Here is a 20,350-nt window from a genome sequence, read left to right on the forward strand (position 1 = left end):
CTCAGATTCGCTTGGTACGAAGTCGGCGTCAGACGAGCGAGGCAACTCGTGTGTAGGAGGTGTTGATGGTTGTGAATGCAACGCCGTCAGGGAAAGCGCCGCCCAGGCGGTTGAGATCCTGGGTGTGCGCCATGGCGCTGGTGACGGCGTTCCCTGTCGCCGGGTCGCACGGCGACAACAGCGTGGGACCTGGGCGCGGCCGGCCCGCACAGCGCGCACGCGGGCAGGTCGTCAGCTCCACCACAGCCGCCGCGCGCCGGCGAGCGGTTCCTCGTGGTGCCGCCGGTCGGCGCTGCCGTGGTGCGCAAGCAGGACGCGAAGACCCGTGGTCTCGGCCGGCAGTGTTCCGGCGGAACCGGCGCCGAGGTCGAAGGGGGGCGCGGCGTGGGTGGACACCTGGGCGCGCCTCGTAACGACGAAGGGTCGAACTGAAGCATCTCGCAGACGGATGCCGTGCGGATACCACACCACACAAACACCTGAAGAGAGACTGACATGAAGTCCATGGGACGCCGCGGCTTTCTAGCCGCTGCCACTGCTCTTGGCGCTGGTGCCGGCTTGTCCGCGTATGCCGTCGTTTCGGCAGCGGACGGGAACAAGAAGACTCCGGACATTGCGTTGCGAGACCGGGACCTGCCCTTCATCGGCACGGAGGAGACCTTTTCGACTCCCACGTTGTTGGAGCTGAACTCCATCAGTCAGGAACACATAGCGTTCCTCGAGGAAATTGGTCTTTCGGATCTAGGCCAACGCCGCATCGGCGATATGAATGCAGGGGGACTCAACGTTCAGATCCTCTCTGCTCATACACCCTCCGTACAAAATGTCCCCGGGCAAGAGGGCATCGACCTTGCCTATCGTCTTAACCGGCAACTTGTAGACGGGCCAATCACCAACTATCCGGGCCGATTCAAGGCTTTCGCCACCTTGCCCCTGCAGAGCCCGGAGGCGGCGGCGGACGAACTGGAACGCTCGGTTCGGGAAGATGGCTTCCTAGGCGCACTGACCAACGGGCACATCGCTAAAAAGTATCTCGATCATCCCGATTTCGAACCCGTGCTGGCACGTGCCGTTGCTCTCGATGTGCCGATCTACCTGCATCCCGGCTATCCAGCCGACGAGGTCTTCAAGATCTACTACAGCACCACACGGTCTAAATACACGGAACAGCACCAGGACTACATTTTCAGTGGGTCTGGATACGGCTGGCACCAGGAGGTGCTGACCCAATGCGTTCGGATGATCGCGTACGGGGTCTTCGACAGATTCCCCAAACTGAAGATCATCATCGGCCACATGGGCGAAGGGCTTCCCTTCTACTACGAGCGGATCGTCAATGACATGGGCGAGCCGACCGAAGACTCGCTCGAGAAGCCCTTCGGGCAATACTTCCAGGACAACTTCTGGGTCACCACCAGCGCATTCCCCCAGACCGAACTGCTCGATCTCCTGCTGAAGTACATAAGCGTGGATCGAGTGATGTTCGCGACCGACTACCCGTTCGCGGACATAAAGGAGCAGACCGACTGGTTCCGCGGAGTCGATTTGCCACGCGAAGACAAGGAAAAGATTGCGTTCCGAAACGCAGAGAACCTGTTCAGAATTAAAGTGCCCGTGAAGTGATAAAGGGCTCGCAGCCCATCGGTGATTATCTGAGTAGCTGAATCGGATGTCACAAGTGAACCTTTCAACGTGGCGAGGCCGGCGGCGTCCGGGGGCTGATCGACGGCCCGGCACCGCCGGGCTCGATGCCAGGCTGAAAAGGTTCAATAAGGCGGTGGCGAGCGCGGATGGCGCGGACTGTGTCTCGCAGGCCGAGGTGTTCGGTGACCGGCATGAGGTGTGGGGGCCGGTGCCAGCACGCCGACCACTTGGCGGATGCTCGACCGGATCGATGATGAGCGTCTACCGGGAGTGTTTGCCGCGCGGGTGGCGGCGCGGGAGCGGGCGTGGGCCGCGGCTGACCCCCACCTCTCCGACTGGTCCTGCGCGGTGTACCGCCAGCGCGACACACCAGCAGACGGATGGACGCTCCAGAACCTCGGCACCGACCTGCAGGCGACGACCCGCTATGTCAGTTCCGACATCGACGAAGTACACCGGCGCCTGCACCGCGCCGGACGCGCTGACCAGGCCTCGAAGGGCTGCTGAGCGCCAACGGCGCCGCGTAACCCCGGGGTTGGGGCGTGTCGGTGCCGGTCGCGTAGGTCGGTTGGTGTAGCGTAATGACGTCTGTCATGGTTCCGAAGTACTGGTCGCCCGTGATCACAGGTCACGGGCGTTTTGCTGTTCAGCGCCTCTGGCCATGGCGGATCACCCCGGCCCCGCACAGTGCGGGTGCCACATTCATGCTTGGAGTGCACCATGGCCACCGGAACCGTCAAGTGGTTCAACGCTGAAAAGGGCTTCGGCTTCATCGAGCAGGACGGTGGCGGCGCAGACGTCTTCGCCCACTACTCGAACATCGCCGCTCAGGGCTTCCGTGAGCTCCAGGAAGGCCAGAAGGTCTCCTTCGACATCACGCAGGGCCAGAAGGGCCCGCAGGCGGAGAACATCGTCCCCGCCTAGTCCAGTGGCCAGCCGCTGATCCGTCAGCGGCGCACGTGGACCACAACAGAGCCCGGCCGGATGATCCATCCGGCCGGGCTCTGTTGATCGCCGACCTCCTCGGCGATCGGCCGGCATCGGCATACGAGCACCCGGCGTGGTGGGTCGGCGGGCTGCTGCCCCGGCGGGCGGCGTGGCACCACGCCGCTTGGCGGGGCGACTTCGTCTCCTTAGAGCGCCGCCGCGTGCGGTTTGTTCGACATGACGCTCCGCTGGATGCCCCCGGTGAGAGAGCCGGACGTACAGCGATTCAGCTATCCGTCGACGACGGCACTTCCGCTCTGGACGTGCGCGTGCGTTGTGCTTGGCGTGTCGCCGGCGAGGTTGGACTGTCCGACTACCCGGTCAGGTGTCCTCGGGCGCGCTGCTCAGCACGACCAGCACGTCGTCACCGCGCAACTCCCCGACCGCCGGATCCTCGACCCAGATCCGCCGGCCGTCCCGCACGACGGCCAGCACCTCGTTGCCGCACTCCAGCGGCGAACTGCCGACCTCGTCCTGCATCACCGGGCGTTCCAGCACGGCCCATTCCAGCTCCGTCAGCTGTTCGTACGGCAGGCTTTCCATCTTGAGTGCCCACTCGCCGACCCGGTCCGCGACCAGGACGTGGTCAGCTCCGAGGAACTCGATGAGCTCGTGCAGTTGCGTGCTGCGCACCAGAGTGGTGATCGTGGCGGTCTCGTTCAGGCTGCGCACGACCGAGGTGATGCGCAGGGCCAGGGCGTCGTCGGTCACCGCGATGACGATGTGGTCCGAGGTGTGCACACCGGCCAGCCACAGAACGTCCAGGCGCCAGCCTTCACCTGCCACCCCGCGCACGCCGTCCACCCCGGCCTGTGCGACACGTTCGGGGTCGGCGTCGACCACGGTGAAGTCCGTCGCGTGGCCGCCGGCGAACAGTGCACTCAGGACGACACGGCCACGGGCGCTGTAGCCGATGAGCACGGCGTGTGAGCGCATCCAGTGTTCCTCATCGTGCGCGGGCGGGTACCGGCCGCCGATCCTGCCGGCCGGTACCCGGATCTCCCCGTGGCGGTTTGGCGCGGACGCTCGCCCCGACCGGTTCGCGTCCGCCACCGACATTCTGGCGGAAACCCGCACGGTGGAACCTTGCGAGGCCCTTTCGATGAGAGCTCTTTGTGGTGACGGGCGGGAGCAGCCTGCAGCACGGCGGGAATCGGCGAGGAACTGTGCCGATCCAGATGCCGGGCCAGCTTCCCTGGCAAGCGGGCTTCTGCGGACCAAGCCGCCCGGAGTTCGGTGAGCCACGCCTTCACCGGCCCGAACGCGCGCGCTGAGACAAGGGGAAACGTACGATTCGAGCACCTGGATTTATTGCGCTGCAAGCGTTATTTACTCGTGCCGACGCAAACGGTGCAATAGTGCGGGCCCAGCGGGCGGTCCGAGCCGGTCCAGCCCGCCTGGTCGGCTTGCAGCCAGAGAAGGTCCCACGCGAAGAGTCCGGTGGCGCTGGTGCGGCGAGACCGTCCGCAGCCGTCACACACCAGGATCGTTCCCGTCATGCCGTCGTCGGTGGTGGGCATACCCGTCACGACTGGTGCTGGCCTTTCGTCGTCTTGAGACAGGCGTCGGCTGCATCTGGACAGCCGACGCCTGACCTTCCCCGGACGCGCGCGGGCGCGCACCCACAACGGGTGTGTTCACCCGCGGTGACAAGCATGCCTGACACCCGCATTGTGCAACCTTACGAACTCCTTTCGAAGGCACGCATTTCCATCGAGATGCGGTCACGATGGCGGCGTGATAAAAGCAGCACCAGAAACCAGCGAGGAAAAGCAGGACATGGATTTCTCCGTGCTGCTCGTGGACGACGACGAGCGCATCCGCCAGGCCCTCGGCCTCGCTCTCGCCGACGAGGGCTTCGACGTCGATGAGGCCGGTTCCGGCGAGGACGCGTTGAGCCGGCTCGCCACCGACTCGTTCGACGTCGTACTGCTCGATCTCATGCTGCCCGGTGTCGACGGACTGCAGGTTTGCCGGATGCTGCGGGCACAGGGAGATCTGCCGATCATCATCGTGACGGCGCGCACCGACACGCCCGATGTCATCGCAGGGCTGGAGGCGGGCGCGGACGACTACGTGACCAAACCCCTGGTCGCGGGTGAGCTGGCCGCGCGCATCCGGGCGTTGCTGCGGCGGCGTGTCGGTCCCCGGCAGAACGTCTCGCACCGCGTCGAGGACCTGGAGATCTGGCCGGACGAAGGCGTCGTGCACCGCGGTGGTGAGGAGATCCGGCTCACCCGCACCGAGTTCCGCCTGCTCGCCGAACTGGCCGCGGCCGGTGGGCGGATCGTGACCAGGGAACAACTGCTGCGTCGGGTTTGGGGATACGACTACTACGGCGACACCCGGCTGCTCGACGTGCACATTCGCCGGCTCCGCACCAAGGTCGAGCACAACCCCGACGAGCCGGTGTCCGTGCTGACCGTGCGCGGCTCCGGTTACAAGATCGGCCCTCCCCGGTGATGGTCCGCCGTCCCTCGCTGCGCTGGCGGGTCGCCGCCGCGCTCGGTCTCTGTTCGGTGCTCGTCACCAGCCTGCTGGCGGTCGCCACGTGGAGTCTCGCGTCGGACTACATGCTGCGGCAGCGCGTGCAGGCCACGACCCGGCAGGCGGAGGTGAACCTCAGGCTGGTCGAGGAGGCCGTCCGCACCAACTCGGACGGGCTCACCGAACTGCTGACCGGTCTGACCACCAACCCGGACTCGACGATCATGCTCTTCCGCCCGAACGAGGTGCTGACGAGCGGACGGCAGGTCGACCCCGCCGTCGTGCCCGGCGACCTGATCGAGATGGCCCGCGACGGCACTCCGGCGCGGCAACGTCTGCGCGCCGACGGCATCCCGGTGATCGCGGTGGCCCAGTCGCTGGCGGACGGGCAGGGGGTCTACGTCGAGCTCTTCCAGCTCGTGCAGCTCGACCGCACGTTCCGGTTCCTCAGCGGCCTGCTGATCGCCGGAACGGTCCTCAGCGGCCTGATCGGCGTGGGGCTCGGCTCGTGGGCCGGCAGGCGTGCGCTGAGACCCCTGACCGAGCTGACCGCCGCGGCGTCCCGCATTGCGGGCGGAGATCTGAAAGCACGACTGCCGGACCAGGCCGATCCCGACCTCGGGCCCCTCGCCAGCACGTTCAACTCCACGGCCGAGGCACTGGAGCAACGCGTGCTGCGCGATGCCAGATTCGCCGGTGACGTCAGCCACGAACTGAGGTCGCCGCTCACGACGATGGTCAACGCGGCCGCGGTGCTCCGGCGCCGGCAGGCGGAACTGCCCGGCACCGCCGGTAAGGCGCTGGACCTGCTCACGTCCGAGGTGGACAGGTTCGCGCGCATGGTGGTCGACCTCATGGAGATCAGCCGCGCCGACCAGGACGGCGACCGGGACGACTTCGAGCCGCTCGACGTCGGCGCTCTCGTCCGGGGTGCCGCGAGCCTGCGGCTGAGTACGGACGTCGAGATCGTGGTCGAACCACCGCCACCGCTGGTGCTCGGAGACAGGCGAAGGCTCGACCGGGTGATCGGCAACCTGATCGAGAACGCCGAGCAGCACGCCGGAGGCGCCGTCCGGCTCGCGGTGCTCCATCACGGCCGGAACGTCCGGCTGGAGGTCGACGACGCGGGCCCAGGTGTGCCCGTTGACATGCGGGCACAGGTGTTCGAGCGGTTCACCCGCGGCGCCAGGGCCGGCAGCCGCCGCGCTGACAGCGGCAGCGGCCTCGGCCTGGCACTCGTCGCCGAGCACGTCCGCCGCCATCACGGCAGTGTGTGGGTCGAGGACCGGCCCGGTGGCGGAGCGCGGTTCGTCGTGGAACTACCGGAGGCCCCCGCCTGAGAACTGCCATCGCGCTGCTGCTGCTCGGCCATCGGATGCCGAGTCCACATAGGACGAGCCAGAGCCACTTGGCGCACCGACGAGTCCAGTGAGGCACCCGGTGAGCGATCGTCAGCCACTCGTCAGGTTCGTTGCGGCATGGCTCCGGACAGAGCGTCGGCGAGCTCGGTGGACGGCTGGGTCGAGGCGGCACTGGACGCGCTGGAGAGGGTCGTCGCCTCCGAGTGCCGTACGAAACGGGCAGTGCACCAACCTGCCCTGTGAGCACAGCGCGGCCGGCGCGTTGTTCGCCGTCTCGCGTCTTCGATGTACCGAACGCCGCCTGACCGGGTACCCGTCACCGCCGAGCGAAGGTTTCGATCCTGGAGGTGGCATGAGTGAACAGCTCGATATCAGCCTGCTCACGTGGGCATTGACGGTCGGTCTCGTCGTCCTGCTGCTCACTGTGGACCTGGTCGTCGCGGCCAAGCGTCCCCATCACGTCGGGTTCGGCGAGGCCACGGCCTGGTCGGTGTTCTACGTGGCCGTCGCGCTCGGGTTCGGTGTCTGGTTCACGTTGCACTACGGCAGCGGACCGGGCACGGAATACTTCGTGGGATACCTGGTCGAGAAGAGCCTCTCGGTCGACAACCTCTTCGTGTTCGTGATCATCATGGCGACCTTCGCGGTGCCGGACGAACACCAGCACAAGGTGCTCACGTTCGGCATCGTGCTCGCGTTGATCATGCGGACGATCTTCATCGCACTCGGGGCGACGCTGTTGTCGTTGTTCTCGTTCATGTTCCTGCTGTTCGGCCTGTTGTTGATCTACACGGCCGTCCAGTTGTACCGGCACCGCGACGAGGACCCCGACATCGAGGACAACGTCGTGGTCAAGACCTCGCGCCGGGTTCTGCCCGTGACAGAGGACTATGTGGACGGTGATCTGTTCACCCGCGACGGTGGCAGGCGCATGGTCACGCCGCTGTTCCTGGTGCTGGTGGCGATCGGGACCATCGACCTGCTCTTCGCACTCGACTCCATCCCCGCGGTCTTCGGCATCACCGCTCAGCCCTACGTCGTCTTCGCCGCCAACGCCTTCGCGCTGCTCGGCTTGCGCGCCTTGTTCTTCCTCGTGCAGGGCCTGCTCGACCGGCTGGTGTACCTGTCCACCGGGCTCGCGCTGATCCTCGCCTTCATCGGGGTCAAGCTGATCCTGCAGTGGGCGCACGAGGACATCGACCCTCGGGTTCCCGAGATTCCCACGCTGGTCAGCCTCCTGGTGATCGCCGTGGTACTCGTGGTCGTCACGGTGATGAGCCTGGTCAAGACCAGGCGCGACCCGTCCGCCAAGGCCCATTCCGGCTCGCTGCGCGCGCGGCGCACGGCCGCCGGGAACGCCCGCGACGAGCGAGACCGCGCGCGGTGACAACGTTTCGGCGATCGCGATGCGGGGAAAGCCGAACCCAGTCCGGCAGAACGGCGGAGGTGATCGGGAATGACTGGCGCTGAAATCGGGAAACACGCGGTCGTGGCGGGCTTCGACGGGTCCGCGCCCGCTCGTTCGGCCGTCCTGTGGGCAGCGCCGGAAGCGGCGAGTCGCGGCTGCCGGCTGCTGATCGCCCACGTGGTGCGAGGGCCGGTTCCGGAACTCGCCATGACCCCGCTGACCACGCCATTGCCCGCAGCCGTGAACGAGGACGCGATCCGTTCACACGCTGAGAACGAACTGACAGCGCTCACCGCCGAGTGCGTGCGCCAGTCCCCCGGCCTCGACGTCGCGACCCTCATCGAGCACGGACATCCCGCCGATGTGCTGGGCCGGCTCGGCGCGGAGGCGGAAACCCTGGTCGTCGGCTCGTCAGGCCGTTCCGGCCTGACCCGCGCGCTGCTGGGCTCGACCGCCGCGGAACTGGCCGGCCACCACGAACGGCCGGTGGTCGTCGTGCGGGAAGGCAAGGCGAGTGGTGGTCGTGTCGTGGTCGGGGTCGACGGATCCGACACCAGCGCGGCCGCGATCGAGTTCGCCTTCGGCTTCGCCCAGCGCCGGGGCGTCGGGCTGCTGGCCGTCCACGCCTGGTCCGACATGCCGATCGAGGCGCTCGCCCCCAACCAGGACTGGTCCTACAACTGGGACCAGGTCCGCTCCGAGTCCGACGCGATGATCGCCCGCTGCGTGGCCGGGCACCTGGAGGACCACCCGGACGTCGAAGTGGAACGCACCGTGTCCTTCCACGGCCCGGCACAGGCGCTGATCGACGTGGCGGACGACGCCGGACTGCTGGTCGTCGGCAGCCACGGTCGTGGCGCCATCAGGCGGGCGTTGCTGGGTTCGGTCAGCCACGCCGTGCTGTACCACGCCCCGTGTCCGGTGGCCGTGGTGCGCAGGAACAGCTGATCGGCTACGTCGAAATGGTCGCCCTCGCCGTCGGGCAGCCTTGACCGCGCGCAGTCCGTTCCCTGGCCGCGACCTGATGCTGACCTAATCCGGCAACAGCGGGTAAGCGGTGGCCACCGAACCAGTCTCCCCCGCCCGGCAACCACGGGTGCTGGGCGTGTCATCGCGGCGCTGATCAGGACCGGCCCACGGGCGCCGCCGAGCTCACCGACGCACCTTCCGGGACAGCTCCGACAGTCAGTCCAAAATGGACATAGTTTCATCCATAGTGGACCCTGCTGGTCAGACGGCCACAACCGCGTGGGCGTCGAGGAACTGGCGCATCTCCCGAGCCACGACCTCGGGGGCCTCGTAGCAGGCGAGGTGGCCCTCGTCGGCGAGCAGCACCAGCCGGCCGCCGGGGACCTGCCGCACGTCGGAGATCTGCTTCTCCAGGTTGACCACGATGTCCTTGCCACCGACCAGGTACAGGAGCGGGATCCGCAGTCCGGGCAACTCGCCGGCCATGCTCGTGTACACGCCGCCACCGAGCCAGCCGCGCCACATCTTCTCGGTGACCGTCGGCATGCTGCGCACCAGGTCGGTCGTCTTCGCCGGATCGTGAGAGATGCCCGCGACGCCCGCGGTGATCGTCTCCACGTCGCCATAGGCCGCGTGGAACGCTGCGATCACCGGGTCGCCGGGGGAAGTACCGCCCGCGTTCCACGGCATGACGCCGACGACGGCCTGCACCTCGTCCGGGTGGTCCAGTCCGATTCGCAGGCCGATGGCGCCGCCCAGCGACAGCCCGCCCACGACGAACCCGCCGAGCCCGATTTCCCGGCACGCTTCGAACACGGTTTTCGCGAGGGCCCGGAGATCCCCGTCGGCGCGCGCACCGGCTGACCCCACGTGCCCTGGGAGATCCATCAGAACAGCGCGATAGCCGTCGAGCAGCGGTGCCACCCCGGCCCAGCATTCGATCGAACAGCCGAAGCCCGGCAGGAGGACGATCGTCCGCGGCCCGTCGCCGCGCACCTCGTAGTGGATTCCATTGGTGGTGACGGGCATCGTTGCCCCTCTCTCCCGGTGTTACGTGCGGCCACATGTAACAACGTCCGCAGAGTAACCGCGGGTGCGACACGTTCACAAGGCCTTGAACCGCCCGCGTGTTACGTTTTTCAATGGGTAACATCGCGACCCGGAAAGAGGACTGATGAGCACGAGCAGCCGCGAGGTTCATCTGGTGGCACGTCCGGCCGGGATGCCGTCCCCGGCGGACTTCTCGATCGTGGACGTGGAGATGCCCGGCCCGGAGCCCGGCGAGGTGGTGGACGGCCTGGAAAACGCCGTAGCAGCGCTGCTGGGGATGCTGTCCGGGGCCAACGTGGGCAAGATGCCGGTGCGGCTCGACGCGGCCGCCACCTGACGACACCACACGAGTCCGGCAGGGGACTCCGCTGTGCCGGCGCAAGGCCCGTGCCTCGGCTAACGATCGAGCGTCAGCCGCACGTCACCCAAGCGGCGGGCGACGACGAGCCGCCCGGCCGGCCAGCGGCTCCCATCCGGACGCCGTCCAGCGGCACAGAACGCGCGGCGCCGTACGGAGGCGGGGCAGCGGTCAGGCGGCCTTCGGCACGTCCCCGCTGGCTCCGGCGGGTCCGCCGACGACGCTTCGCCGCCGGTCGAGGGCGCGGAACACGAAGCCACCAGCGATCCCGCCGATGATCGAGACCGGGCCGTAGACCGCGGCCGGAAGGGCCAGCAGCGGTTCACCGAGCACCGCTGTCCCGATCACGACCGCGACCGTCGCGTTGTGCAGGCCGATCTCGAACGAACTGGCCACCGCGGAACGGTGATCGATCCCGGCGGCCCTGGGCACGAGGAACCCGATCACCAGGCTGAGAACCAGGACGAGCACGGTGATCCCGGCCAGGGAGCCGAGGTTGTCCATCAGAGTCGGGCCGCCGGCCATCAGGGTCGCGCCGATGACGATCGTCAGCACGCCGATGGACGCGAGCCGGACAGGGCGTTCCATGCGCTCGGCGAACGCGGGAGCCAGCCTGCGGATCAGCATGCCGGCCGCCGCCGGGCCGAGGATGAGCACGAACACCCGCACCGTCTCCGCGACCTGGAGTCCGATCTGACCGCCGTCGGATACGAAGTAGGCCAGGGAGAGATTGACGATCACCGGGATCGTGAACACCGCGGTGATCGAGTTGAGCCCGGTCAGGGTGAGGTTCAGGGCGACGTCGCCGCCGAAGAGGTGACTGAGCAGGTTCGCGATCGTGCCGCCCGGCGCGGCCACGATCAGCATCACCCCGACCGACAGCAGCGGGGGCAGCCCGAACAGCAGGACCAGTCCGAAGGTGACCATCGGCAGCAGGATCATCTGGCACGCCAGAGCGATGACGACCGCGCGCGGCTGCTTGGCCACTCGGACGAAGTCGGTTCTGGTCAGTCCCAGGCCCAGGCCGAACATGACGACGGCCAGCGCAGCGGGCAGGACAACGGTTGCGATCACGTGGAGCTCCTTTGCTCGATGCGACGGCCGCGCTCCGGATCGAGAGGCGGGTCAGTCCTCAGGTCTGTGCTCGGGCACCGGACTGCTGGTCGGCTCCTCCGGCGCGGCACCACGGCGAGCTCCTTTGTGGACGGACCCGCGCACGTGGTCGAGGAGTGCGGCAGGGTCGTGCGGGAGTTCGTCGTCGCGCCACGCCACGAGGCCGTCCGGGCGCACGAGCAGGTAGCGAGCCCCGAACAGGCTGTGGGTGTCGGGGCGGTACAACTGCTGGATGCGCAGCGGCAGCCCCCGTTCCGCGGCCGCGTCCTGCCAGGACCGCGGTGCCGGGGACGAGGCGATGTCGAGGAGGGTGAAGCCGGGACCAAGCCGGTCGTAGAGCGACTCGCCCGGCGCCAGCCACACGTGCGGCAACCGCATGCCCGGCGCGGCGGAGGGTCGGTAGACCGAGGTCTCGGACTGCGGAGCGGGCCGGTGATCGGGCGCGACCCGAGGGGAGTCCGGGCAGCCCCCGCCCAGCACGAACCCGAGGGTGTAGGTCTCCGAAGTCTTCGTGCGGCGAACGGCTTCGGCAGCCTCGGTCCGGGCGGCGAGGCCTGCCTGTCCGGCTGCGTCCAGGTCGGGGCCGCTGAGCTCGTGAGTCAATATCGCCATGTTGCGTTCCGCCTCGGCGATCGCCGCGAGGGCGGCCGGCCTGCGCTCGGCTTCGTAGGAGTCGAGCAGTTCGTCGCCGGCCCAGCCGGCGAGGTCGGCCGCGAGCTTCCAGCCGAGATCGACGGCGTCGCCGATGCCGAGGTTGGCCCCGAAGCCGCCCCACGGCGGGTTCAGGTGCGCCGCGTCGCCGAGGAGGAAGCACCGCCCCTGCCGGTAACGGTCCGCGACCAGCATCCGCGCGGTCCAGGGGTTCTGCGCACGCACGCGCAGGTCGAGGTCCGCGCCGAGCTCCGCACCGATCATGGTGCGCAGTGCCTGCTCGGTCCATGCGGGCGTGGCGTCGAGCGGCGCGTCCAGGATGATCGCCCACCAGCCGCCGGCGGTGTCGAGAGGGCCCAGAAGGCCGCCGGCCTCCTGGTTGAGCACCCAGTACTGGACGGCCCGGCCGTGCGGCTGCCGCTCGCCAAGCCCTGGCGCGTCGAAGATCACCTGAAGGTTCTCGATCACGTCCGTGCGGCCGAGGAACTCGATCCCCAGGGCACGGCGCACCGCGCTGCGGCCACCGTCGGCGCCCGCGAGGTAGCGGCCGCGGGTCCGGGAGACACGCCCCTCCACGTCGCGGACGGTGGCCACAACGGAGTCGTCGTCCTGGTCGAGGTGCACCAGGCGGCTCCCCCACCGCGTGGTCACGCTCTCCCTGGCGGGCAGCGCGGCCCGCAGCGCGGACTCGAGGCTGTACTGCGCCGTCCACTGGGCCGGCTCCGGGAACTCGGATCGCGGAACGTCGGACAGCGCGAACACACCATCGAACCGCTCGATCCGGTGACCGCCCAGGCTGGCGCAGAAGACCACGGAGTCCGACCACCCGAACGGCAGGAGCGACGCGGCACGCACCTCGTCGGCCAGACCGAGGCGACGCAGGTGCTCCATCGACCGCGGGTTGATCTGCTTGCACCGAGGCGACGAGGTGTCCGGCTCCGTCAGAGGTTCGACCAGGACGACATCGACGCCACGGCTCCCGAGCTCGTGGGCCACCGTCAACCCCACCGGCCCACCGCCGATGACGATGACGTCGGTCTCGGTGATCCCGCCGGTCGTGGCGACCACGGGGCCAGGGGACTCGGCGGGAGACGTGGGGGTCATACCCGAGAGGTTCGCGTGACGTGACCTGCCGAAGACACCGTGGTTTCATTCAATGAACACAACGGAGGACAAGATGAACGCCACCTCCGCGGGCCGGCCTCGGGGGCGCAAACCTCGGCACGGCGAGCCCGTCATCGACCGCGCCCTGCGTGTGCTGTCGGCCTTCGAGAACGGCGGCGGGCCGCTGTCCATCGCTCAGCTGAGTGTGCGCTGCGCCCTTCCCAGGGCCACCGCTCTGCGCCTCGTCCGGCGCCTGGCCGACTGGGGTGCGCTGGAGAAGACCGGCGACGGCGGCTACGTCATCGGCCTGCGGCTGCTCGAGATCGCCTCGCTGTCGCCGCGCGGGCACGGGTTGCGCGCCGCCGCGCTGCCGTTCATGGAGGACCTGCACCACGCCACCGGCCAGCACGTGCTCCTGGCTGTGCGGGACGAGCAGGAAGCCGTCCTGGTCGAGCGGCTGTCGGCGCACAGCGCCGGCAAGGTGCTCTTCCGCGTCGGCGGGCGGGTTCCGTTGCATGCCACCGGGGTCGGCCTGGTCCTGCTGGCCCATGGCCCGCGGGAACTGCAGGAGACGATTCTGGCCGGCGACCTGACGCTGCCGCAGGAGCGGACGGACCTGTCTCCCGGCGAACTCCGGCAGGCCATCGCCCGCGTGCGGCGGGAAGGAGTCGCGGTGGCCTCACTGCGCCTTCCCGAGCCGATGTCGTCGGTGGCGGCACCGATCCACGGGCCCGGCCAGACGGTGATCGCCGCACTCTCGGTGGTCGCGCCGACCGCTTCGCTCCAGCCGGCGACGCTGGCGCCGGCGGTGATCGCGGTCGCACGAGCGGTCTCCCGTGCCGTGCGCCAGAGCACGTCGGTGTCGTCCTCATCGACCGGGCTTTAGGTGTAGCGCGTTAGTGCCGCGCCTGAGATTCGTGGGTCAGCCACCGCGTGCCGTCCGCGCCGGACGATAGGCTTTGCCGGTGCCCAAACCACCTTCCGCACAGCCCGATGCCGCCGTCCAGGGCGCGGCGCGGCGCGGCTCGGAACGAGCGATCCAGCTCGCGCGCCGGCAGTTCATCGCCGGTCAGCGAATCGAGATGGGAGCGCTGGCCCAGGAGCTCGGGGTCAGCCGGATGACGCTGAACCGCTGGGTCGGGAGCCGGGACCGCCTCCTCGGCGATGTCAACTGGACGTTCGCCCACCACGCGTTGAACAACAGCAGGAAAAAGGCCCGGGGTACGGGAGTCGACGTCGTCGCGGACACGCTCGAAGGGTTCATCGCGACGGTCCTGGAGTCGGAGTTCATGCGGGCGTTCCTGCGTCAGGAAGGCGAGATCGCACTCCGGATCCTCACCACGCACAGCACCGACTTGCAACGCAACTTCATCGCCTACGTCGCGGCGCTGCTCGACGAGGAGCTGCCCGGATACTCCGGTGCGATGTCCACGGACGATCTTGCCTACCTGATCGTGCGGATCGCGGAGTCGTTCTGCTACGTCGACATGATCACCGGCGGCGAGCCCGACGCCACCAAGGTCGGTGCCGCCGTCCGCGCCCTGCTCTCCTGACGCGGTCGCCGGTCAGGAGATCTCCCGCTTGAGGATCTTGCCGGTCGACGTCATCGGCAGACTGCTCCGCAGCTCCACGATCCTCGGGTACTTGTAGGCCGCGAGCTGCCGCCGTCCCCAGGCCACCAGATCGTCGGGCAGGACAGCCTCGTGACCTTCGGAGGGCACGATCACCGCCTTGATCTCCTGGCCGTGCGACTCGTGCGCGACACCGATCACCGCGACGAGCGAAACCGCCGGGTGCTCCATGAAGATCTCCTCGATCTCCCGCGGGTAGACGTTGTAGCCACCCCGGATGATGAGGTCCTTCGACCGTCCGACGATGGAGAAGGAGCCGTCCGTGTCCTTGCGGCCCAGATCCCCGGTGCGGAACCAGCCGTCGCGGATGGCCTCCGCGGTCGCCTCCGGCCGCTGGTAGTACCCCTTCATGACGTTGTGCCCGCGGATCGCGATCTCCCCGACGACCTCCGGGCCGTCCGGGAGCGTCGACCAGTCGTCCGAGATCAGTCTCATCTCGACACCGTCGACGGGACGGCCGATGGACCCTGGCCGCACCGGCTCGCCGATTCTCGTGTGACTGGCGACCGGTGAGGTCTCGGACAACCCGTATCCCTCCAAAATGGACGATCCGAGCCGTGCCTCGAACTCCTTGTGGAGCTCGACCGGCAGGGCGGCCCCGCCCGACGCGGCGACGCGCAGCTGCCCTCGCAGGCGCTCTCCGTCCGGTATGTCGTCGAGCACCTGCAGCAAGGCCCAGAACATCGTCGGCACCCCGGCGAAGATCGTGACGTGCTCGTCGATCATCAGCCGGAGCGCCTGCAGCGCGTCGAACTTGGGCATCATGACGATGGTGCAGCCGAAGGCCGTCGAAGCGTTCTGGACGCAGGTCTGCCCGAGCGAGTGGAACAACGGCGCGACCAGCAGGTGGGTGTCCGGCCGGGCGGCGTCGAGCTCGCACACCGACGCGGCGGCCCGCGCGTTCAGCAGCAGATTGCGATGGGTGAGCTCGGCACCCTTGGGCCGGCCCGTCGTGCCGGAGGTGTAGAGGATCACCGCGGTGTCTCCAGCTTCGCGCGCCACGGTGTCGAACGACGCGTGCCCGGTCAGCGGCTCACCGCACCAGGTCGTCTCCCCCGCTTCGTCAGTGCCGACGGTCCAGAGACGGCCACACCCGCCGAACTGCCCGAAGCCCTCCGGCGCGGCTTCGGCGAGGCGGGGATCCTCGTGGACGATGTAGCCGACGGCGTCCGAGTCGCCGAGGTGGTAGGCGATCTCGCGGGCCCGCAGCAGGACGTTCAACGGAACCACCACCGCACCCGCCCGCAGCACGGCCCAGTACGCGATGGTGAACTCCGGGACGTTCGAGCACGACAGCGCCACCTTGTCACCGGGCACGACCCCGGCTTCCACCAACCGCACCGCCATCGCCGCTGATCGCCGCGACACCTCGGCGAAGGTCAGCCGCCGTTCACCGGCGACGAGAAAAACCCGCTCGGCGAAGCGCCGGGCCGCGATGTCCAGCACGGTGGCCAGGTTCGACATGTGCGGTCCTCCTGCTTGGTTCTGCCTCGCGCCCACGGTCAGGGCGGCGCCGAGTGCCGCCTGTTACTAATTCGCGAACGTAACGCCGACCGGTTTTCGAAGTCAACCACTCGCCGCCAGGATCGCCGCCTGATCGCCGGAGCCTGGACGAGGCCGATGTTACATATTACGATTTGCAACATTGCCGAACGGTCGCCGCCCGTGTCGGAGGCGGCCAGCGAGGAGAGCGACGATGAGCCAAGCCGCCGAGGCCCGCGACAGGACACCGGACCTCGACTGGTTGCGCACCCTGATGACCTCACGCCGGAGCATCCGGGGCTACCGTCCCGATCCGGTGCCCCGCGGCGTCATCGCCGAGATCCTCGACGTCGCCTGCGCGTCGCCGTCGTCGATGAACACGCAACCGTGGCACTTCTACGTCATCACCGGCGAGCCACTCGACGAGATCCGGCGCGGCAACAGCGAACGGATGCTCGCCGGCGAACCCGTCGTCCGCGACATCGACGTCGAGGAGGAGTACACCGGCGTCCACCGCGAACGACAGGTCGAGGTCGCCGTACAGCTGTTCACCTCGATGGGAATCGAACGGCACGACCGGGAACGGCGCCTCGACTGGACGATGCGCGGCTTCCGCCAGTTCGACGCGCCGGTGTCGATCGCCATCACCTACGACCGCGCACTCGACCGGATCGCGCCGATCGCCCACTTCGACCTCGGCGCGGTGACGTACGGGCTGGTGCTCGCGGCATGGGCGAAGGGACTCGGGACGGTGATCAACGGACAGGGCGCGATGCAGGCGCACGTAGTCCGCAAGCACGCGGGCATCGCGGACGAGCACCGGCTGATCACCTGCGTCGCACTCGGCTACCCGGACGACGAGTTCCCCGCCAACGCGGTCAAGTCCCACCGCGTCCCGCGGTCGGTCAACACGACCTTCGTCGGTTTCCCGCCCCAGGAGACATCCGTTCCGGAACGCCATCTGTCCACATAGGACACGAGAAGGACGGCGCGGCGTCGGCCTTTATCGTGACTTCACCGAATGGCTGCCGGTCATCAGCGCGGCGAGGTCGTCGGGTTCGAGGAACGACGGCGGGGGCGGCGGGCCCCACGAGTAGAGGCCCTGCAGGCCGTGGAGCACCTCCGGGGTCCACAGTTCGTCCTCGGGGATGCAGTCCATGTCGGAGTAGTACTCCGAGAAGTTGCCCGCCGGGTCGCGCAGGTACCAGAAGAAGTTGGCGCCCGCGTAGTGCCGGCCCAGGCCCCACACGTGCCGTTCGGGATTGCCCTCCAGCATGGCGTGCGCACCCCTGCCGACGTCGTCGACGTCGTCGACCTGCCAGCTGGTGTGGTGCAGGAAGTCCACCGGCGCGGACATGACGAGCACGTTGTGGTGGTCGACCGAGCAGCGCAGGAAGGCGGCCTTGTCCTCCATGTGGTCGCTGACCTTGAACCCGAGGCCGTCGGTGAAGAATGCCATCGTGGTGGCCAGGTCGGTGCTGCCGAGGACGGCGTGGCCGAGCTTGCGCGGGCGCACCGGTCCGGTGCGGGTGGTGAACGGTGCGCGGCCCCACCGGTCGATGCGCCCCGGCCCGTTGTACGGGGTGGCGGCCACGGGTGGGTCGAACACCACGCGCGGGCGCACCTCGACCCCAACCGCCGCACCGGTGATCGGCTCAGTGGTGTGCAGCGAGGTGGCTTCGACGGTGAACGGCACGCCGAGGCGTCGCAGCCGGGACGCGATGGCGGCGATGTCGTCCGGGTCGTCGGCGGCGACGGTCAGTTGTACCAGCCGGCGCAGGGGTGCGTGGACGATCTCCAGCTGCTCGCCGCCGTCGCGGGTGGCGAACCGGCCGTCGCCGAGGTGCTCCAGGCCGAAGTCCCGGTAGTAGGCGATGCTGCCCTCGACGTCGGGAACGCCGATGGTGACCTTGCCCAGTCCGTGCAGCGCCATGTCGTCACTTCCCGTCCGGTGCGGCGACGAACCGCTGACGCAGCTCGCCGATGCCTTCGATCCAGCTGACCAGGTTCTCACCGGCGCGCAGGAACCGCTGGGGATCGCGGCCGAGTCCGACACCCGCCGGAGTGCCGGTGAAGATCACGTCGCCGGGGTGGAGGGTGAGGGTGCGGGACAGCTCTGCGACGAGCCTCGGGACGGGGAAGATCAGGTCGCTGGTGCGACCCTTCTGCATCTGCACGCCGTCGATGGCGCAGCCCAGCTCCAGGTCGCCGGGGTCGGCGAACTCGTCGGGGGTGACGAGCCACGGTCCCTGCGGGGAGAAGCCGGGGTACGACTTGCCCAAGCCGAACTGCGGGGCGGGTCCGCGCAGCTGGGAGATCCGCTCGGACAGGTCCTGACCGGCGGTCAGACCGGCCACGTGCGCCCACGCGTCGGCTTCGGCGACGTCCTGCGCCTCGCGGCCGACCACGACGACGAGTTCGACCTCCCAGTCGACGTTGCCGCCGGCCGGGAGCACGACCTCGGTGTCGGGGCCGGTGAAGCTGGAGACGTACTTGGTGAACACCGGTGGCAGATGAGTCGGTGCCTCGAAGCCGGACTCGGCGGCGTGGGCGTGGTAGTTCAGGCCGACGGCGAACACCTGGCGCGGCGCCGGTGAGGGCGGACCCAGCCGGTTCCGGTCGATGGCGACGGTGTCGTGGGCCGGGGCGTCGGCGGCCCAGGCCGTGAACTCGTCCCACCTCCGGTACACGTCGGCCGGGTCGGGACCGAAGCGTCCGTTCGAGGCGGTGGCGATGTCGACGGCGCGGTCGCCGGCCAGGACGAGGACTGCGCGATGGTCGAGGTTGGCGATACGCAAGGGTTTCTCCCGGTCAGCGGAGTCGGTCGGCGAAATCGCCGGTCAGACGGGTGATCTCGGTGGGGTCGGCGACCATGCCGAAGACGTAGTGGTCCGGTCTGATCAGCGCGGCGGCGATGCCGTGGGTGTCGAACCACGTGGTCCAGGCACCGGTCGGGTCGGCCAGTCCGGTCGGTCCGATGGCCAGGGTCCGGCCACCCAGTTCCTTGAACCGGGCGTCGGAGTCGTGGCCTTGCAGGCCCAGCATGCGGCCCAGCGCCAAGCCGACGGGCCCGGCACCGACGATCACGACGTCGTGAAGTGTGTCCGGCATGTGAACTCTTTCGCTCGCTCCGGCCTCCTGTCTACCGCCCCCACATTCGAGCTGTCAACAAACTTTCGAAAGTTCGTCTGAGACTCGCATCCTGCTAGGGTGTTCGTATGACGAAGACCCGAGCGGACGGCGTTTACCAGCGCCTGCGTGCCGACATCCTCGGCGGCCGGCTCGCGCCTGGGCAGCGACTGAAGTTCCCTGAGCTGTCCCAGCGCTACGAGACCAGCGTCGGCGCGGCGCGCGAGGCGCTGACCCGGCTCGTGGGCGACGGGTTCGTGCGGGCGCAGTCGCACCAGGGTTTCACCGTCACGCCGCTGTCGTACGAGGACCTGGCCGAGCTGACCAAGGCGCGGGTCGAGGTGGAGTCGCTGGTGCTGCGGCTGTCGGTACTGGAAGGCGACATGACGTGGGAGTCGCAGGCGGTGGCCGCTCACCACGTGCTGGAGCGCACCCCGTTCCTCGCGCACGACGACGACACGCATCCCACGGACGAGTGGTCTTCCGCGCACGCCGCGTTCCACGTCGCCCTGCTCGCCGGGTGCCGCAACCGGCGGCTGCTGGCCGTGGCGCGCGGACTGCGCGAGGAGGCCGAGCTGTACCTGCAGTGGTCGGTGTCCTTCGGGCCGCACCGCGACCTCACCGGAGAACACCGGGCACTGCTGGACGCGGCCGTCGGCCGGGATGCCGACCGGGCCGCCGAACTGCTGCGCGACCACATCGCCCACACAGCCCAACTGCTGATCCGCGGCGCCACCGACGAGCCGAACGAGATCCAGGCGCCGTGACGGCCCGCCACCCGCGAACTGCCGTCCCGGCTCTGGTACGACCTGGCGGGCACGCCGTTCCCGAACCAGGTTCCGCGCTGACCGCCGTGGTCGGCACCGACCACCTCGTCCACGGCAGCGACTTCTGCTTCACGCCACCGGAGGCGGTCGAGCGCCAGGTCGCCTCGATCACTCCGACTGGCGTGCTCTGACCACCCGCAACGCCACAC

22 protein-coding genes and 2 pseudogenes are annotated in these 20,350 nt (G+C 68.6%); 15 read left to right on the forward strand and 9 right to left on the reverse strand.

Annotated elements, in window-relative coordinates:
- Nucleotides 1-231 precede the first annotated feature (231 nt).
- Nucleotides 232-396, reverse strand: coding sequence for a hypothetical protein (locus ACRSBM_RS21325; RefSeq protein WP_434445387.1), 165 nt, complete (start codon nucleotides 394-396; stop codon nucleotides 232-234).
- 99 nt (nucleotides 397-495) lie between these two features.
- Here ACRSBM_RS21325 and ACRSBM_RS21330 point away from each other — a divergent pair, with 99 nt between their 5' ends.
- From ACRSBM_RS21330 to ACRSBM_RS21345, 4 genes and pseudogenes are all read left to right on the forward strand, one after another.
- Nucleotides 496-1,623, forward strand: a complete 1,128-nt coding sequence (locus tag ACRSBM_RS21330) for an amidohydrolase family protein (RefSeq protein ID WP_434445388.1) — start codon at nucleotides 496-498, stop codon at nucleotides 1,621-1,623.
- A gap of 255 nt (nucleotides 1,624-1,878) precedes the next feature.
- Nucleotides 1,879-2,151, forward strand: a complete 273-nt coding sequence (locus ACRSBM_RS21335) for a hypothetical protein (protein WP_434445389.1) — start codon at nucleotides 1,879-1,881, stop codon at nucleotides 2,149-2,151.
- 213 nt (nucleotides 2,152-2,364) lie between these two features.
- Entirely contained in the window at nucleotides 2,365-2,568 is a 204-nt protein-coding gene (locus ACRSBM_RS21340; protein WP_030475722.1) for a cold-shock protein, read from the forward strand.
- A 35-nt stretch (nucleotides 2,569-2,603) separates the two neighbouring features.
- Nucleotides 2,604-2,789: pseudogene (locus tag ACRSBM_RS21345) on the forward strand (DUF7662 domain-containing protein); the annotation flags it as partial.
- Nucleotides 2,790-2,952: 163 nt separating this feature from the next.
- On the opposite strand, the gene ACRSBM_RS21350 reads toward ACRSBM_RS21345, so the two are convergent.
- A complete protein-coding gene (locus ACRSBM_RS21350; protein ID WP_434445390.1) occupies nucleotides 2,953-3,567 on the reverse strand; it encodes an NAD-binding protein in 615 nt (204 codons plus the stop codon).
- Between the two features lie 843 nt (nucleotides 3,568-4,410).
- On the opposite strand from ACRSBM_RS21350, the gene ACRSBM_RS21355 reads away from it, so the two are divergent.
- From ACRSBM_RS21355 to ACRSBM_RS21375, 5 genes are all read left to right on the forward strand, one after another.
- Nucleotides 4,411-5,094 carry a response regulator gene (locus ACRSBM_RS21355; RefSeq protein ID WP_434445391.1) on the forward strand — a complete coding sequence of 228 codons (684 nt, stop codon included), beginning with the start codon at nucleotides 4,411-4,413 and terminating at the stop codon, nucleotides 5,092-5,094.
- Nucleotides 5,094-6,458, forward strand: a complete 1,365-nt coding sequence (locus ACRSBM_RS21360) for a sensor histidine kinase (protein ID WP_434445392.1) — start codon at nucleotides 5,094-5,096, stop codon at nucleotides 6,456-6,458. Before ACRSBM_RS21355 ends, ACRSBM_RS21360 begins: the two co-directional genes overlap by 1 nt.
- 138 nt (nucleotides 6,459-6,596) lie before the next feature.
- The gene (locus ACRSBM_RS21365) at nucleotides 6,597-6,722 is read left to right on the forward strand and encodes a hypothetical protein (RefSeq protein WP_434445393.1); all 126 of its coding nucleotides are present in this window, start codon (nucleotides 6,597-6,599) and stop codon (nucleotides 6,720-6,722) included.
- A gap of 109 nt (nucleotides 6,723-6,831) precedes the next feature.
- On the forward strand, nucleotides 6,832-7,866 hold the full coding sequence (locus tag ACRSBM_RS21370; RefSeq protein WP_434445394.1) for a TerC/Alx family metal homeostasis membrane protein: 1,035 nt from the start codon (nucleotides 6,832-6,834) through the stop codon (nucleotides 7,864-7,866).
- A 69-nt stretch (nucleotides 7,867-7,935) separates the two neighbouring features.
- A complete protein-coding gene (locus ACRSBM_RS21375) occupies nucleotides 7,936-8,835 on the forward strand; it encodes a universal stress protein (protein ID WP_434445395.1) in 900 nt (299 codons plus the stop codon).
- Nucleotides 8,836-9,117: 282 nt separating this feature from the next.
- On the opposite strand, the gene ACRSBM_RS21380 is transcribed toward ACRSBM_RS21375, so the two are convergent.
- Nucleotides 9,118-9,885, reverse strand: a complete 768-nt coding sequence (locus ACRSBM_RS21380) for an alpha/beta fold hydrolase (RefSeq protein ID WP_434445396.1) — start codon at nucleotides 9,883-9,885, stop codon at nucleotides 9,118-9,120.
- A gap of 145 nt (nucleotides 9,886-10,030) precedes the next feature.
- Between ACRSBM_RS21380 and ACRSBM_RS21385 the strand changes: the two genes are divergently transcribed.
- Complete coding sequence (locus ACRSBM_RS21385) at nucleotides 10,031-10,243, forward strand: hypothetical protein (RefSeq protein ID WP_434445397.1); 213 nt, start codon at nucleotides 10,031-10,033, stop codon at nucleotides 10,241-10,243.
- A gap of 192 nt (nucleotides 10,244-10,435) precedes the next feature.
- Here ACRSBM_RS21385 and ACRSBM_RS21390 read toward each other — a convergent pair.
- A pseudogene (locus ACRSBM_RS21390) lies at nucleotides 10,436-11,341 on the reverse strand (bile acid:sodium symporter family protein); the annotation flags it as partial.
- Between the two features lie 48 nt (nucleotides 11,342-11,389).
- Nucleotides 11,390-13,132: an FAD-dependent oxidoreductase gene (locus tag ACRSBM_RS21395; RefSeq protein ID WP_434445398.1), complete on the reverse strand. Its 1,743-nt coding sequence runs from the start codon at nucleotides 13,130-13,132 to the stop codon at nucleotides 11,390-11,392.
- 52 nt (nucleotides 13,133-13,184) lie between these two features.
- Here ACRSBM_RS21395 and ACRSBM_RS21400 point away from each other — a divergent pair, with 52 nt between their 5' ends.
- Both ACRSBM_RS21400 and ACRSBM_RS21405 read left to right on the forward strand, forming a co-directional pair.
- Nucleotides 13,185-14,018 (forward strand): IclR family transcriptional regulator, encoded by an 834-nt coding sequence (locus ACRSBM_RS21400; protein WP_434445399.1) that lies wholly within the window; start codon nucleotides 13,185-13,187, stop codon nucleotides 14,016-14,018.
- A 79-nt stretch (nucleotides 14,019-14,097) separates the two neighbouring features.
- Nucleotides 14,098-14,685: a QsdR family transcriptional regulator gene (locus ACRSBM_RS21405; protein WP_434445400.1), complete on the forward strand. Its 588-nt coding sequence runs from the start codon at nucleotides 14,098-14,100 to the stop codon at nucleotides 14,683-14,685.
- Between the two features lie 12 nt (nucleotides 14,686-14,697).
- On the opposite strand, the gene ACRSBM_RS21410 is transcribed toward ACRSBM_RS21405, so the two are convergent.
- Entirely contained in the window at nucleotides 14,698-16,227 is a 1,530-nt protein-coding gene (locus ACRSBM_RS21410) for a long-chain-fatty-acid--CoA ligase (RefSeq protein WP_434445401.1), read from the reverse strand.
- Between the two features lie 232 nt (nucleotides 16,228-16,459).
- Here ACRSBM_RS21410 and ACRSBM_RS21415 point away from each other — a divergent pair, with 232 nt between their 5' ends.
- Nucleotides 16,460-17,218 (forward strand): nitroreductase, encoded by a 759-nt coding sequence (locus tag ACRSBM_RS21415; protein WP_434445402.1) that lies wholly within the window; start codon nucleotides 16,460-16,462, stop codon nucleotides 17,216-17,218.
- Between the two features lie 30 nt (nucleotides 17,219-17,248).
- Here the strand turns inward: ACRSBM_RS21415 and ACRSBM_RS21420 are convergent, their stop codons facing one another.
- The 3 genes from ACRSBM_RS21420 to ACRSBM_RS21430 are packed head-to-tail and all read right to left on the reverse strand — an operon-like array spanning nucleotide 17,249 to nucleotide 19,356.
- Nucleotides 17,249-18,178 carry a VOC family protein gene (locus ACRSBM_RS21420; RefSeq protein WP_434445403.1) on the reverse strand — a complete coding sequence of 310 codons (930 nt, stop codon included), beginning with the start codon at nucleotides 18,176-18,178 and terminating at the stop codon, nucleotides 17,249-17,251.
- Between the two features lie 4 nt (nucleotides 18,179-18,182).
- The gene (locus ACRSBM_RS21425) at nucleotides 18,183-19,043 is read right to left on the reverse strand and encodes a fumarylacetoacetate hydrolase family protein (RefSeq protein WP_434445404.1); all 861 of its coding nucleotides are present in this window, start codon (nucleotides 19,041-19,043) and stop codon (nucleotides 18,183-18,185) included.
- Nucleotides 19,044-19,056: 13 nt separating this feature from the next.
- Nucleotides 19,057-19,356: a hypothetical protein gene (locus tag ACRSBM_RS21430; RefSeq protein WP_434445405.1), complete on the reverse strand. Its 300-nt coding sequence runs from the start codon at nucleotides 19,354-19,356 to the stop codon at nucleotides 19,057-19,059.
- A 107-nt stretch (nucleotides 19,357-19,463) separates the two neighbouring features.
- On the opposite strand from ACRSBM_RS21430, the gene ACRSBM_RS21435 reads away from it, so the two are divergent.
- Nucleotides 19,464-20,141 carry a GntR family transcriptional regulator gene (locus tag ACRSBM_RS21435; RefSeq protein WP_434445406.1) on the forward strand — a complete coding sequence of 226 codons (678 nt, stop codon included), beginning with the start codon at nucleotides 19,464-19,466 and terminating at the stop codon, nucleotides 20,139-20,141.
- Nucleotides 20,138-20,332 carry a hypothetical protein gene (locus ACRSBM_RS21440; RefSeq protein WP_434445407.1) on the forward strand — a complete coding sequence of 65 codons (195 nt, stop codon included), beginning with the start codon at nucleotides 20,138-20,140 and terminating at the stop codon, nucleotides 20,330-20,332. The genes ACRSBM_RS21435 and ACRSBM_RS21440 overlap by 4 nt, the downstream gene beginning before the upstream one ends.
- Nucleotides 20,333-20,350 lie beyond the last annotated feature (18 nt).

Origin of the sequence: Lentzea xerophila (genome assembly GCF_051094245.1) — a bacterium.
In the GTDB taxonomy this organism is placed as follows: domain Bacteria; phylum Actinomycetota; class Actinomycetes; order Mycobacteriales; family Pseudonocardiaceae; genus Lentzea; species Lentzea xerophila.